Source organism: Vibrio mediterranei (assembly GCF_900088415.1).
GTDB classification, from domain to species: Bacteria; Pseudomonadota; Gammaproteobacteria; order Enterobacterales; family Vibrionaceae; genus Vibrio; species Vibrio mediterranei.
Window position 1 is genome coordinate 138,675 of sequence record NZ_FLLQ01000002.1, and the last position, 14,640, is coordinate 153,314.

General features: G+C 45.2%; 17 protein-coding genes. 4 read left to right on the forward strand and 13 right to left on the reverse strand.

Annotation, left to right across the window (positions count from 1 at the left end):
- Positions 1–9 precede the first annotated feature (9 nt).
- Positions 10–942, forward strand: coding sequence for a DMT family transporter (locus VME0621_RS06685; RefSeq protein ID WP_062457406.1), 933 nt, complete (start codon positions 10–12; stop codon positions 940–942).
- Positions 943–1,052: 110 nt separating this feature from the next.
- Positions 1,053–2,159 (forward strand): M20/M25/M40 family metallo-hydrolase, encoded by a 1,107-nt coding sequence (locus VME0621_RS06690; protein ID WP_062457403.1) that lies wholly within the window; start codon positions 1,053–1,055, stop codon positions 2,157–2,159.
- 53 nt (positions 2,160–2,212) lie between these two features.
- Here the strand turns inward: VME0621_RS06690 and VME0621_RS06695 are convergent, their stop codons facing one another.
- The 3 genes from VME0621_RS06695 to VME0621_RS06705 form a co-directional block, all read right to left on the reverse strand.
- Positions 2,213–2,566, reverse strand: coding sequence for a ribosome recycling factor family protein (locus tag VME0621_RS06695; RefSeq protein ID WP_062457400.1), 354 nt, complete (start codon positions 2,564–2,566; stop codon positions 2,213–2,215).
- Positions 2,545–2,982 (reverse strand): DUF3859 domain-containing protein, encoded by a 438-nt coding sequence (locus VME0621_RS06700; protein WP_062457397.1) that lies wholly within the window; start codon positions 2,980–2,982, stop codon positions 2,545–2,547. The genes VME0621_RS06695 and VME0621_RS06700 overlap by 22 nt, the downstream gene beginning before the upstream one ends.
- A gap of 76 nt (positions 2,983–3,058) precedes the next feature.
- The gene (locus VME0621_RS06705; protein ID WP_062457393.1) at positions 3,059–3,427 is read right to left on the reverse strand and encodes an ATP-binding protein; all 369 of its coding nucleotides are present in this window, start codon (positions 3,425–3,427) and stop codon (positions 3,059–3,061) included.
- Positions 3,428–3,609: 182 nt separating this feature from the next.
- Between VME0621_RS06705 and metA the strand changes: the two genes are divergently transcribed.
- Positions 3,610–4,551: a homoserine O-acetyltransferase MetA gene (gene metA / locus VME0621_RS06710; RefSeq protein WP_062457390.1), complete on the forward strand. Its 942-nt coding sequence runs from the start codon at positions 3,610–3,612 to the stop codon at positions 4,549–4,551.
- 93 nt (positions 4,552–4,644) lie between these two features.
- Here the strand turns inward: metA and VME0621_RS06715 are convergent, their stop codons facing one another.
- Together VME0621_RS06715 and VME0621_RS06720 are read right to left on the reverse strand one after the other, a co-directional pair.
- Positions 4,645–4,896, reverse strand: a complete 252-nt coding sequence (locus tag VME0621_RS06715) for a DUF3081 domain-containing protein (RefSeq protein WP_006073778.1) — start codon at positions 4,894–4,896, stop codon at positions 4,645–4,647.
- Positions 4,897–4,990: 94 nt separating this feature from the next.
- Positions 4,991–6,658, reverse strand: a complete 1,668-nt coding sequence (locus VME0621_RS06720) for an AMP-binding protein (protein ID WP_062457387.1) — start codon at positions 6,656–6,658, stop codon at positions 4,991–4,993.
- Positions 6,659–6,908: 250 nt separating this feature from the next.
- On the opposite strand from VME0621_RS06720, the gene pilW reads away from it, so the two are divergent.
- Positions 6,909–7,634 carry a type IV pilus biogenesis/stability protein PilW gene (gene pilW, locus VME0621_RS06725; RefSeq protein WP_062457384.1) on the forward strand — a complete coding sequence of 242 codons (726 nt, stop codon included), beginning with the start codon at positions 6,909–6,911 and terminating at the stop codon, positions 7,632–7,634.
- Here the strand turns inward: pilW and rlmF are convergent.
- The 8 genes from rlmF to VME0621_RS06765 all read right to left on the reverse strand — a co-directional run bounded on the left by rlmF (position 7,626) and on the right by VME0621_RS06765 (position 14,638).
- Positions 7,626–8,684, reverse strand: coding sequence for a 23S rRNA (adenine(1618)-N(6))-methyltransferase RlmF (gene rlmF / locus VME0621_RS06730; protein WP_062457381.1), 1,059 nt, complete (start codon positions 8,682–8,684; stop codon positions 7,626–7,628). The genes pilW and rlmF overlap by 9 nt on opposite strands.
- Positions 8,668–9,177, reverse strand: coding sequence for a M48 metallopeptidase family protein (locus tag VME0621_RS06735; protein WP_062457378.1), 510 nt, complete (start codon positions 9,175–9,177; stop codon positions 8,668–8,670). Before VME0621_RS06735 ends, rlmF begins: the two co-directional genes overlap by 17 nt.
- Before the next feature lie 155 nt (positions 9,178–9,332).
- Entirely contained in the window at positions 9,333–10,445 is a 1,113-nt protein-coding gene (ribB, locus tag VME0621_RS06740; protein ID WP_062457375.1) for a 3,4-dihydroxy-2-butanone-4-phosphate synthase, read from the reverse strand.
- 13 nt (positions 10,446–10,458) lie between these two features.
- Positions 10,459–11,301, reverse strand: coding sequence for a sugar phosphate isomerase/epimerase family protein (locus VME0621_RS06745; protein ID WP_006073790.1), 843 nt, complete (start codon positions 11,299–11,301; stop codon positions 10,459–10,461).
- Between the two features lie 16 nt (positions 11,302–11,317).
- Positions 11,318–12,226, reverse strand: a complete 909-nt coding sequence (locus VME0621_RS06750; protein WP_062457372.1) for an AEC family transporter — start codon at positions 12,224–12,226, stop codon at positions 11,318–11,320.
- Positions 12,227–12,228: 2 nt separating this feature from the next.
- Positions 12,229–13,005 (reverse strand): triose-phosphate isomerase, encoded by a 777-nt coding sequence (locus VME0621_RS06755; protein ID WP_062457369.1) that lies wholly within the window; start codon positions 13,003–13,005, stop codon positions 12,229–12,231.
- Positions 13,002–13,634, reverse strand: coding sequence for a dihydroxyacetone kinase subunit DhaL (gene dhaL / locus VME0621_RS06760; RefSeq protein ID WP_062457366.1), 633 nt, complete (start codon positions 13,632–13,634; stop codon positions 13,002–13,004). The genes VME0621_RS06755 and dhaL overlap by 4 nt, the downstream gene beginning before the upstream one ends.
- Before the next feature lie 2 nt (positions 13,635–13,636).
- The gene (locus tag VME0621_RS06765) at positions 13,637–14,638 is read right to left on the reverse strand and encodes a dihydroxyacetone kinase subunit DhaK (protein WP_062457364.1); all 1,002 of its coding nucleotides are present in this window, start codon (positions 14,636–14,638) and stop codon (positions 13,637–13,639) included.
- Positions 14,639–14,640: the final 2 nt, after the last annotated feature.

The window sequence follows — 14,640 nt, forward strand, 5'->3', positions numbered from 1 at the left end:
CAATTACAAATGGATAGGAATTACGCACAAAGTTTCACAGTGAATTGGGCGGTTATAGGGTTACTCGCGGTATCAATCGTCTGGGGTACCAGTTACGGAACGTCAAAACAGGTTCTTCAAACACTTAGTGTCCCACAACTATTGTTCGCCCGTTTCGCTTTAAGCTGTGCCGTACTAGTCGTAATCCTATATAAGAAAAAGCTCTTCATTGAATTTACTAACAACGCAATTGGCTATTTAAAAGTAGGATTACTTACTGGCGCTATCTTGAGCAGCATATTCATTACCGAAACATGGGCTGTGATGCTCGCTCAAGCAGGACAAGTTGCTGTCCTCATCAGTCTCTGTATCCTGTTCACTCCATTCTTGGAAAAGGTATGGCTTAAGGTTTCATTGCCTAAAGGCTTGGTAGGATACTGTTTTATAGGGGTGGTAGGTGTCGCTTTGCTTTCCAACGTGACTCAACAGGACTTTACCTTCAATTTGGGAGTCGCATTAGTTCTAATCGCGGCCGTACTCAGAGCGATCATGGTTGTTACCTGCCGAAAAGCCTTTACGGGACACGAGTTGAATACCGAATTGATTACTTTTATTCAACTCTCGGTTGTTACTGTCGTAAGCTTGTTATTAATGTTCAAAGAAGGGTCGGCTACCCAGTTTACAACAACTATGATGCAACTTGATTGGGTCACCTCGAGTTGCTTAATATATCTTGCTTTAGGTTGTACCCTTGTGGCGTTTTTCCTGCAGAACTACGCCGTCAAGTTTCTTCACGCAAGTCAAGCATCACTTTTGATGGGCACAGAGCCACTATTTGGGTTGATTTTCGCGGCAATTTTCTTGCAAGAGCAACTTACAAACCTTCAATGGTTGGGTAGTTTTCTTATCATTTCCACCACTGTTGCAGCTTGTTACCAATTTTCTAAGCACAAACAGCCTTGATGTCAGTCGATTTACCTAAAATGCGGCACTTTTTTTGATTTACCTCAGGTCTAGCACGTAAACATAGGGTGTAAAGTGAGTGTCCCTGTTTCATAACGTGAAGTAATCCTATGACACTAGTAAATACCGACCGCCTTGTTAACCACTTCTTTGATCTTGTTAAAATCGACAGCGAATCTGGCAATGAAAAAGCCATTGCTGAAGCTATTGCTGAACAGCTGGGTGAGCTAGGTTTCGCCGTAAGCAAACTTCCTGTACCAGAACAGTATACCAATGGGTTTAATGTATATGGTCGCCTTGAAGGTACGCTTGACGGTAGCATTGTATTCAGTGCTCACATGGACACAGTAACTCCAGGTATTGGCATCGAGCCAATCATTGAAGACGGTATTATTCGCTCAAAGGGCGATACGATTCTTGGTGGAGACGACAAGTCTGGTATTGCAGCAGTAATGGAAGCGGTACGTTGTCTTAAAGAGCAAAACCGTGAACATAAAACTATCGAAGTTGCTTTCACCGTTCACGAAGAAGGTGGCCTGTTCGGTTCGGAACACTTCGATATGTCCTACATCCAATCAAACAACGCGATAGTACTTGATACTGGTGGCCCAATCGGAACCATCGTAACGGGTGCTCCGGGCCAACAAAAAATTGTTGCTAAAATCAAAGGTCGCCCAGCTCACGCAGGTCTAGCTCCCGAAGAAGGCATCAGCGCAGCAATGGTTGCCGCAGATGCTATCGCAAACATGAAGCTGCTTCGCATCGATTCAGAAACTACAGCAAACATCGGTTCTGTTAACGGTGGCCAAGCAACTAACATCGTAATGCCAGAGCTAACTGTGGTTGCCGAAGCACGTTCACTAAACAGCGACAAGCTAACCGCTCAAGTTAAGCATATGGTTGATACTTTCCAAGCGTCGGCTGAGAAATTCGGTGCAGAAGTCGAGATCGAATCTACACGTGCCTACGACGCTTTTGTTATCGCAGAAGACGACGCACACGTTCTGAAGGTTAAACAAGTCTTTGAAGCAAACGGCATCGAAGCCAACACAAAACACACTGGTGGTGGTAGTGACGCGAACAACTTCAACGGTAAAGGTCTAACAACTGTAAACCTTTCTACTGGTATGGCAAAAGTTCATACTACTGAAGAGTACATCGCTATTGACGATATGGTGAAAATCACTGACTTCGTTATTGGCTACGTAACGGCTTAAATCTAGCAATAGAACTTAGCGCTGCATTTCACCCCTGTGGAATGCAGCGTTTTTTATAGCCCCTCATATTCATCAATGGCGGCACGAGCTTCCACTAAAGTACAACCCGACTCATGCATCAATTCTGCAATGGTTACTTCAGGGTTTCGCTCTAATACTTGTTGAATGGGTGACTTATACTCCGATAACACTTTCTCTATCGCAACCGATATCCAACCTACACTGGCATCTAATGCGAACGACGCCAGTTGTTCTTTGCGACCAGTAACGAGCCAATTGCGTGAGCGGCGGATGCGTTTGAGCGTGCATCCGGATTGGGAAGCCCTTGCGATAACCTGTGCTTTATCCTCAACTCGATGGACGAAGCTATTAAGACGAACTGATATTAAAAGCCGCGATTTTTCCAAAACTGACCTTCATCTCTTGCTGTTACTTTGAACTTCTTCTCCGCAACCACACGTCCTTGCATTTCAAGCACCATGCGCCACTCCCCTAGATTGCTTTCAAAGCCATCGATAGGGTGAAGCAGCTGAATGGTGTCACCCAGATAGAAGTCCCAATCATTACTGCCGATATGCTCTTCACCATCAAAAGGTTCCAACACCTGCCCTTTCTTGCCAAGGATGCCGGGATGGTAAATGCAGTATCGAACGCGCTCCCCTTTGGCTTTTTTGATATTAACAATAAAGCCAAATTCAATGTGCTCATCAGCTGGCACTATGGTGGTGAAATCTTGAATTTGAGGCAGCTCTTTAGAGCCTGAATCCCAAGTTGAATAAATACCATAAGACGTCATCTCGATGACGGGTGAACGTTTAGCCATTGTCCCATTGAGCCTTTTATTTGATGAGCATTATTTGATACGCCATTAGCGTGACACAGCGCTGTATATAGTGCATTCAGTCTTGCCAGCGAGCACGCATTTTAGCAATGACAGCATCACTAACTCCATGGATATTTTGGTATTTACCGTTACAAACGATAATTTCCAAATCCGCATTGAATTGCTGCGCTAGCGTTTTATACGCCTTCATTTCCCAACGTCGGACAAAGGTATTTGCCACTACTACATTTTCACCTTTGGCAAGAGCCTGTTTGACCTGCTTCTGGCACCACAAATGTGCTTGTTCAATCAAGCTCGGATCATAGCAGTAGTCTCCGTGAACATTAACAAAATACATGTCTGCTTCGAAATGTTGTGCATCATACGTCTTTGCTAATGTTGTTTTTCCTGAGCCAGGTAAGCCACGGATAAGCGTCAATTTCAATTGCTGGTACCTTCAAACGTATAAAGCCATGCATTGTACCCAATTTCAGGTTCAGTACACGGTTTGATTCTTTGGTCATACTCGAATTGAACTAAAATTAACTATCGACAAGCAAAAACGTTTGCGTTAACTTTAGATGTATAGACGTCCAGATGACCAAACAATAGCTTAGGGAGAAAGCTGTGCCAATTAAGATTCCCGATCAACTGCCTGCATCCAACGTATTGAGAAACGAAAATATCTTCGTGATGTCGGAGACGCGTGCTGCCACGCAGGAAATTCGACCACTCAAAGTACTGATCCTCAATTTGATGCCAAAGAAAATTGAAACGGAAACCCAGTTCCTAAGATTGCTTTCTAATAGTCCACTACAAGTTGATGTCGAGCTGCTGCGCATTGATGACAGACCAAGCAAGAACACACCAACGGAACACCTAGATACCTTCTACCGTCAGTTTGAAACGATCAAAGATCGTAACTTCGATGGACTTATTATTACCGGAGCACCACTCGGTCTAGTTCAATTTGAAGACGTGATTTACTGGGAACATCTGCAAACCATTATGAATTGGGCCAACCAGCACGTGACCTCTACCTTGTATGTGTGCTGGGCGGCTCAAGCGGGACTGAAGCTGTTATTCGATCTGCCGAAAAGAACTCGCAAAGAGAAACTGTCGGGCGTTTACCACCATACTATTCAGCATCAATACCACCCGCTACTGCGTGGTTTTGATGATTCTTTCCTTGCCCCCCATTCGCGCTATGCGGATTTCTCGCCCGAGTATCTGGATTCACATACCGATCTAGATATCCTAGCGACCTCAGATGTAGCAGGTGTCTACCTTGCGGCAACCAAGGACAAACGAAATGTATTTGTGACAGGTCACCCTGAGTACGACTCACACACTCTACACGGCGAGTATGTCCGTGACCTTGGTGAAGGTATGGAGCCCGCAATTCCGGTCAATTATTATCCGAACAACAACCCTGATAATAAACCTATCGCGAGCTGGCGTAGTCATGGGCACTTATTGTTTGCCAACTGGCTCAACTACTGTGTATACCAGCAAACGCCTTACGATTTGGAACACTTCAGTGCAGATGCGTTTACCACCGACGAGTAAGACTCTCTCGCTACCTACTTTCTAAATCCTATTGCGGCAATATCTACCTATCTCCCCAGCTATTGGGGAGATATCATCTGCTTTCCTACGATTTTACTTCGCCAATAACGCTACTTTTTTCAAAAAGCTATCACGCAAGTGTTCTTGGTCGTATTCCAAATGATAGGTATTGTGAAAGCCCACTTTCAGCTCTACACCATTACCTCTCATATACACGTTATAACCATCATAATCTGAGAACGCTTCAACACCGCCATAGATCTTGCCAAACTCTGTATCAGCGCCATGTTCCATTATGTTGTCGTAGGCTTGAAGTACTTTTCCGGGATCCAGTTCGTTTTTCATCGCTGCCTCCTAATTAACAAAGCCACACTAAAAGTGTGGCTTATGAATATGCAGAGCGCCAATTTTCTCCGACTATTGCGTGAGCTGTCCGATCTTATTCATCACGTAGAACTCGACGTAATATTTTACCCACGTTGGTTTTTGGCAGCTCATCTCTAAACTCAATTACTTTAGGGATCTTGTATCCTGTGAGATGTTGACGGCAGTGCTTTTTAATGTCATCAACGGTAACTGGACCACTAGTCACTACGATTAACTTGACGCGTTCCCCAGCTACATCATCAGGCACGCCTACCGCTGCAGCCTCAACAATTTTCGGGTGTAGCGTCGCTACCTCTTCAATTTCCGTTGGGAACACATTGAATCCAGAGACCAAAATCATATCTTTCTTACGGTCTTCGATATAAAAGATACCGTCTTCGTCCATACGACCAATATCGCCCGAATACAACCAGCCATCTTTGGTTAAGATAGCGTTGGTTTCCGCTTCTTGCTTCCAATAGCCTTTCATTACTTGGTCACCACGGATTTGAATCTCTCCGACTTCATTTACACCCAGTGGCTGACCGTTTTCATCTACGATACGCAGTTCGGTACTTGGCAAGGGCACTCCTACCGCAGGCACGTAGGACTGCTGCGTATGAACACCACCTGCGACTACAGGCGAGCATTCCGTCAAACCGTAGCCTTCAATGATTGGCATCCCTGTAATCTTTTGCCATTCGTCTGCGATGTGTTTTTGAGTAGCCATGCCACCAGCAATGGTGAACTCAGCATTGGAGAAATCCAACTCTCTAAATTTGGCGTGATTGTTCAATGCAGCAAATAACGTATTAAGACCAAATATCATCGTGAACGGATATTTACTTAAGTCATTGACAAAGCTATTCAAATCACGAGGATTCGTAATCAAGAGGTTGCTCCCCCCCATGTACATCATCAACATCATACTGACTGAATTAGCGAAGATGTGATAAAGCGGTAATGGAGTCACCGCACGCTCTTTGTCTTTCGAAGTTCTAGGACCGAAATGGCCATAGACTTGCAGCACGTTCGCAATGATGTTTCTATGAGTCAGCATCGCACCTTTCGCAAGACCTGTGGTGCCGCCAGTGTACTGCAGATAAGCAAGATCACTGCTTTCAATTACTGGAGGGTTAAAGTCCATACGTTTACCGTCAGTAAGCGCACGTCTTAATGAAATCGCCCCTGGCAAATGGTACTTAGGCACCATTTTTTTCACGTACTTAACCACAAAGTTCACTAGCGTTCGTTTATGTGGCGCAAGTTCATCACCAATGCTCGTCAAGATGACATGCTTAATGCTGGTCTTAGCAATGACCTGTTGTAAGCTGTTGCCAAAGTTAGTCACTGCCACAATGATCGTCGCACCCGAGTCACGCAACTGGTGCTCTAGCTCTCGTGGCGTGTATAGAGGATTGACATTAACCACAACAAGCCCGGCCTTCAACGCACCAAGAATGGTGATCGGATATTGCAGTAAGTTCGGCATCATCAGCGCAATTCTATCGCCCTTTTTCGCCTTTAGTTCGTTCTGAAGATAGGCAGCAAAAGCATCACTTTTCTCGTTTAAATCGCGATATGTGAGTGAATGTCCCATGTTGACAAACGCCGTGTTATCCGCGAACTGCTCGAACGGCTTAACGAACATCTCATTGATGTTGGTGTATTGGTCGATGTCGACAAACTCAGGAACATCATCGGGGTACGTTTTTAACCAAGGTTTGTTATTTGCGCTCATTGCTATTACACCTATTTATTTTGTCTCGAGTACTCTAACGAAGTTCACACAATAGATATAGATTAGAGTCATTATTCTATCTTAAATGGCTACTTTATAAGCAAAATGATTTGCACGCACTTCACAACCATCATTGAGTTTTGACGATTCGCTCGCACAGTTACCCTGTTTTCCTACGTTAGTTCCGGCATCTACTTATGATGATCGGAACAAAATCACAGTATGACATTTAGGAATTTGGGACAGAACTATGAAAATCCATACTCATATCGTAACGCTCGCCTCGATGACATTAAGTGGCTGTGTTACCGTTCAAGAGGATAATACCAATGCTCAACACAGCCCAATAGATATGGCTGATACACGTATTGCTTTAGGTCTTAACTACATCAAACTTGAACAGTATTCCAAAGCACGTCAAAGCTTAGAAAAAGCCATGAAATATGCACCTCATTACTACAAAAGCAGTTTGTCTTTAGCGTACTATTTCGATGTGGTAGGAGAAGTTGATAAGACGACAAAGCTATACAAGAAAGCGCTTAAGGAACACCCAAACAACGGCAATGTTTACAATAACTATGGTACGTTTCTGTGTAAGCAAGGGGAGTTTCAAAGGGCAGATGTCTTATTTAAACAAGCGATAGACAAGCCTAACTATTATGCTGTCGCCGAAACCTATGAAAATGCGGGGTTATGCGCTCTCAAAGCGCAAAAAAGTCATCAAGCCAAATACTATTTCAACAAGTCCGTTGAACACCAGCCGCTGCGTCCAATCTCCAGTTTGCAATTAGCGGCGTTAGAAATAGAACAGGACCAATTGCATCTAGCTCGATTGAGATTGCTCGACTTTAGCCAACGTTATGGTTATCAGCGAAACAACCTCGTGTTATTAATCGAGCTTGAGCGAAAATCGGAGAACTGGATGTTAGTCAACAAGTACCAAACCCTGCTTGAGCAAGTTAACGTATCAAAGTAGTGCTTTGACCTTATCTTGTCTTTCTTCTGCCGACATAAACGTCCATGCCAAGAAACGACTTTTCTTCTGCCCTTGGGCCATTTCTTGAATCACAATTTCAGAGACACCTAGTTTTTCTAGACGCTTTCTAAGTGTGCGAATATTGTCTTTTTTGGACAGTAAGGTGCTAAACCAAATCACTTGTGATGCAAAGTCTTTACTTTCCTGAGCCATATTAAGGACAAATGCTTCCTCTCCTCCGGGGCACCATAGTTCTGCATTTTGTCCGCCAAAATTGAGCTTCCCATTTAACTTGGTTGCACCGGCCTGACCACGCGACTTTTGGTTTTTCGAGAGATTGTTGTTTTTTCGCTCTGTGCCTTTTTGCGCGTCTTCCATCGATTTATGGAAAGGCGGATTGCAAGTAGTCGCGACGAAGAAATCATCAGGTGCAATCACACCAGCAAAGATATGATTGCTGTTTTGTTGATGACGAATCTCAATTTTCCGCGCCAGTTTGTCGTTATTATTGACGATCTCTTTGGCACAACTCACCGAGACTGGGTCGATATCCGACCCTATCCAATTCCAGTGATGACGTGTCGCACCAACAATCGGATAGATACAGTTTGCGCCAGTGCCAATATCAAGCGCTTTAACCTTAAGACGAGCTTTCTCAGACTGCTCTCGCATTAAGTCATATTGCAGCCACTCATTAAGGCGATGAACATAATCCGCTCTGCCGGGGATAGGAGGACACAAATAACTCTCAGGAATGTCCCAAAAGTTTATACCATAGTAGGCCTTGAGCAGAGCGCGATTGAGGAGCTTAACCGAAGCAGGATCGGAGAACATAATCGTCGCCTCCCCTTTAGGATTATTGATAACACAGTCCTTCAGTTCAGGGAGTGCTTGCGTGAGCTTTACAAAATCGTAGCGTCCATGGTGTAAATTGTCTTGGTGAAGACCCTCAGCATGACGCTTAACTAGCGTGGTTTCTGAGCTGACCTTTTTGTTCTTCTTAGTGTGACCCGATTTGCTCTGAGCACGTTTATTATTTTCGGGCTTCATGCTTAAGTTCCTGATAGATCATAAATAGGCGTGCATCGAACTCTAACTGGTGATAGTCAGGCTCCATATGACAGCATAATTGGTAAAACGATTTGTCGTGCTCTTTTTCTTTGATATGAGCAAGTTCGTGCACCACTAGCATCCGCAATAACGGCTCCGGCGCATGCTTAAACACGCTAGCAATGCGAATTTCGTTCTTAGATTTTAGCTTGCCGCCATGAGAGCGGGACACATAGGTGTGCAAACCAAGCGCGTTATTTATCAAGTGAATTTTGTTGTCCCAAATGACTTTTGAAATCGGCGCTGTTTTTTTCATGTAGCGCTGCTTGATATCCATGGTGTAGTCGAATAAGGCTTTTTCACTTTGGATTTGATGACGTTCGGGATAACGCTTGTCAAACCACGTGACAAAACGTCCGCTTTCTATTAGTGAAGATACTTGTTCAATAAGGTTTTGCGGATACCCCGCAATGTATTTGAGACTACTATTCATCCGCTTTTAGCGCATCCTAGGTTAAGTTTGTCGCCATTCTATAGAAGTCCCTTTTTGAAAGCCATAAGATGGTTCTGCCAATCTAACTGCTCTAAACCAACAAGCAAAAAAGCAGCCGAAAGCTGCTTTTTGATTATTAGTGTCATGGTTAACGATTAAATGGGTTCAATATAATCCACAACCTCCAGACCAAAGCCAGACAGCGAGTGGTATTTTTTGTCTGCCGAAGACAGGAGATTCATCTTGGAGACACCGAGGTCAGCAAGGATCTGGGAACCAACTCCTACCTGTCGTGATGTGCTGGTTTTCTTGCTTTGTGGGTAGTTTTCCCCTTGGTCTAACGCCTGATAACGTTTTACTTTTGCTATCTGCGACTCGGTACTATCCTGCCCTTCTAGGATCACCAATACCCCTCCTCGATCAGCAATGGTGGCCATGGCTTTGTTTAGTGTCCATGATGATTGAGATTCGCGAGTAGAAAACAGCACATCTTGGAAAGTGTCTTTCACATGAACTCGAACGTTAGTCGGCTGCTCATCAATACTCCCCTTCACCATGGCGTGATGAATTTGGTTATCCACGGTATCTTTATAAGTCACCATTGAGAACTCACCAAGTTCTGTTGGGATCTGACAGCTTGCAACGCGTTCAATGGTCGTTTCTGTCGCGTTTCGGTATTCGATAAGATCGGCAATCGTCCCTAGTTTAATGCCGTGCTTTTCAGCAAACACTTCCAATTGCGGACGTCGAGCCATGGTGCCGTCGTCATTGAGGATTTCAACGATAACTGAAGCTGGCTCGTGACCAGCTAATCTCGCTAAATCGCAGCCTGCCTCTGTATGCCCAGCGCGAACCAACACCCCGCCATCTTTGGCCGCCAACGGGAAAATATGCCCCGGTTGTACTAAGTCTTGAGGTTGCGCACCTTTGGCAACAGCAGCCTGCACAGTCACTGCTCGGTCCTCAGCAGAAATACCAGTCGTGACACCTTGCGCTGCTTCAATCGATACGGTAAACGCGGTTGCCCAAGGCTCAGTAGGATTTTGAACCATAGGGAACAAATTTAACTCTTGGCAACGCTGCTGCGTTAATGTGAGACAAATCAGCCCTCGACCATGGGTTGCCATAAAGTTGATATCTTGGGCTGAGATACACTCAGCCGCCATCATAATATCGCCTTCATTTTCACGATCTTCATCATCCATTAGGATGACCATTTTTCCTTGTTTATAGTCTTCAATGACATCTTTGATACAGCTAATTGGCATAAGAAAACCTATGTTATTGTTCGGCAAGTTGTTGAATGTAGGACACGCTAGATTGTAGTGCTGCTACAATGTTTTCCATACTTTCTGGCGAGCGCCCACGAATTGGGAAGGTGTCTTTGCGTCGATACATACGCAGGGGCTTTTCAATACTGAATGGCAGTTGACGGTTAGCAAGCGTCTGGATAATTGGCTCAAAGTTAATTACCCCCTGCCCTAGCGCTGGGAACGTAAACTTGTCATCATGAATTTGCACATCTTTAATGTGGAAATGCTGACAGAAAGGCAACGCCATCTTAGCTTCTTCACTCGGGCTTAAATTGGGTACAAGAGAGACTGAGTTACCCGGGTCGAAATTTAGCGCTAACGCATCATGGTTAACTTCTGAAAGCATTCGAACACCATCGTGGGCCGTAGCAAACGCATTAAAGTTATGATCACCACCATTCTCAATGCAGATGACACAGCCCTTGTCTTTGGCGTATTCCGATAACACTTTAAGATTGGCGATAATGGTTGCACGATCGGCAATGGGACCAGTACAGGTATTAAGGTAAGTCACTCCTAGATGATGCGCAAAATCGATTCTCATCATAAAGTCATCTATCGCACTCGGTGCCGCCAAATTCATGGTACAGCCCAGCGCATCTGATTTAAGTTGCTCTTTCTCTAAAAGAGACAATAAGTATTGAGCATGGCTCTCGGAGAACATGTCACTATCAAGTTGACCAACATAGCCTTGGTTGAAGGCAAATTCGACTTTACCTAAGCCCAATTGACTGATTGTTTTCAACGACGTTTTTAAATCATGTCCATCAAAAATCGCCGTATTGATGGCTAATCTATCTAATATTCCCATCACATTAATCCCTTAATTATGTTACTTGGAGCACCTTTTCCCATGTCACTAGCGACACCAACGAGAGCATAGTGGTGAACAGTATCACGCTCGCCGTTGCTTCTTTTGCCACCTGGTATCGCTCAGACAATAAGTACACGTTAATACCCGTTGGTAGACTGGCTAGAATCACCAGGACTTGAACTTCTATTTGAGAAAGTTTAAATACCAAGCTTGCGAAGAGCAGCATTGTTAGTGGAAATACGACGATTTTCACAACAAGAAGAAGTAACACTTTCTCTTGCATCAATGAGCGGAACGGATAGCAACTTAGGCTTGCACCAAGAATAAATAAAATAACCGGAAGAGCGGCCCAGCCAATAAGCGCTAAGCCATCAACAACTGCCGGGTAGAGAGTAATGCCCCATACATTAATCAATAACCCAGTGGCAATTGCGAGTAGAATCGGGTCAGTCACGACTTTTTTATAAGAGTAGAAACCCGGCTCCCCCGAACGAATCATAAGTATGTTGACCATGGGCAACACCACAACCAAATTGGTCACGATAATTCCCATCAAGATCAATTCAGCTTCTGGACCATACAGTGAGAACACCAATGGCACCCCAATACCAACGGCGTTAGGGTACAGCGCAGAAATCGATTTGATCGTCGCCGCCGCAGCAGTGTCATTGCCTTTGACGGAGAGCCAAAAACGGACGGCGAAAAATAAACCTCCCAATCCCAAACCATAGGTAGCTAGTAGCTTTGGTGAAGGAAGTTGAGAGAGGTCAGCGTGAACAAGTGAAGTAAAGAACAAACAAGGCGTGAGATAACTGAAAGCCACATTTCTACTCCAATCAATGCGACTTTTGGTCATGATTGGTAACGTTTTGGCGACTAACAGTCCAAACACAATGAGTGATAGTAACTTCACTTGCTCCATCGTTAGTGCTCCAACTTGCTATTGGCAATACTGAGTAGCTCAACGTAGCCTTCGGCATTCCATGCCGTACGACCAACAAACACGCCATCAATATTGGCTTGGTCTAGTAGCTCTGAGGCATTAGTTAGATTGACGCTGCCACCGTATAGAAGTACCACATTATCCGCGACCTCTTGACCATAGCACTCCACCAGTGCATCACGGATTGCGCAATGTACCTTTTCGGCTTCTTCTTTGGTTGCCGGAGTGCCTCCTTCCCCGATTGCCCATACAGGCTCATAAGCGAGAACAACGTTGGCTACTTTGTCTAGAGGAACGTCATACAACGCAATTTTAACCTGACGCACAACAGACTCTACTGATACGCCCCACATCTTTTCATCTGCGGTGTCACCGACACAAACCAGTGGCGTTAGGCCATGCTTTAAAGCCGCGAGCACTTTAAGATTGACGGTTTTGTCCGTCTCGCCGAACATGGCGCGTCGCTCAGAATGACCGATCTCCACAATAGAGACACCACAATCTTTCAGCATCAATGGTGACACTTCACCGGTAAATGCTCCGCTGTCTTGCCAGCACATATTCTGTGCGCCAAGTTTGATCGCATCTGCATTTATCGTTTGTGCCATTTGAGAAAGGTAAGGGAATGGCGGAATAACAAAAGGTTGAATTCGGCCATCTGACCGTTCGACCGCCTGTTCCACTGCCGCTGCCCATGACGCTGCCGAGGCAGCGTCTTTGTTCATCTTCCAGCTTGTGCCGACCCAGATTTTCTTCATGCTGGAACCTGCTCGCACGCATACTCAGACATGAACTGTAAGATAAGAGACATAGAAACCGCGCCTGGGTCTGGATGACCCAGTGAACGCTCGCCAAGAGTTTTCGCTTTACCAGTTGTGGCAATCATATCTTTAGTTGCTTCAACACCTTGCTTGGAGGCAGCAGCAATTGCAGGTAGGTTTTTCGTCAAGTCACCAGAAAGTTTTTCAGATGCTTCAACAGCTGCTACTAGGGCATCAATCATCGTCTTGTCCCCTGGTTTTGCACCACCACGGTCATAAACACCTTGCAAGCCGCCGGCTAAGAATGTCGCCAGTGTTTCGGTATCTAGTTGCTCTGCACCTTTGATGGACTTAGCACCGCTACGGAACAAGGTACCGAAGATCGCCCCAGAAGCCCCGCCCATGGTAGCCATCATAGTAGAGCCAATTTTCAGCATCAGCTTACTGACATCTTCTGGTTGAAATTCGTCCGTCAGCAGCGTCTGAACGGCTAGAAAGCCTCGCTCCATACCTATGCCGTGGTCACCATCACCAATCGCTTGATCATACTTAGTCAGCATAGGTTCGCTATCGACCATGTTCTTTGCCACATAAGCCATCATGTTTTTCGCTGTTAATACATCCATTGTTATTTCCTCAAAGCAAATGATTCACAAGGTAGGTCGTAGAGCGCTTTCAGCTCATCATCCAGTTTTAATAAAGTAATTGAGTAGCCAGACATTTCCTGAGACGTACAGTAGTTACCGACTAACGTGTCATGAACAGTGATGCCGCGCTCTGCCAGAAGCGCATGCGCTTGCTTGGTAGCAATAAGAAGTTCCATATAAGTCGATGCGCCTAGGTTATTAACCAAAAGACACACTTCATCGCCAGATTGATACGGAAGGTCAGTGCACAGATCATTAATGAGACGGGTGACGACTTCGTCAGCAGAGGTCATTTTCTCGCGGGATACGCCCGGTTCACCATGCAACCCCATACCAATTTCTAGCTCATCATCTGGCAGTTCAAAGTTAAAGGTATTGGTTTGTGGTACTGAGCCCGCCGACAATGCCACGCCAATTGAGCGGGTGTAGTCGCGAGCGCGTTCAGTCACTGCCACAATTTGGTCAAAGTCATCGTATTTTTCAGACGCTGCACCCGCGATTTTTAGCACGTATAAATCACCCGCTGTACCGCGTCTTTCTTCGATTTTTTCTAGCGGTGCAGAAGCCACATCATCCCAAACACGAATGGTGTGAGTTTTGATGTCATCATCGTCCGCAAGTTCGGCAGCAATATCGAAATTCATATTGTCGCCCGCATAGTTACCGTAAATGTAAATCACGCCTTTGCCATTGTTGACCGCTTCAGTCGTCTGCAAAATCACGTTAGGAGCAGGAGCGGCGAAAATATCACCCAGAGCCGCGGCATCCGCGAGCCCCTTGCCGACGTAGCCTGCAAATAATGGCTCGTGACCTGCACCACCACCTGTCACGATAGCGACTTTATCCTGAGGAAAATCGGTACGCATTGCTGCGGTAATACCCGGTAAGCCTTCCAGCTTGCCATTCATCGCAACTAAGAGACCATCAAATTGCTCTCTTGCCACCGCCATTGGATCATTAATCAGTTTTTTTGGCTTTCTCATGG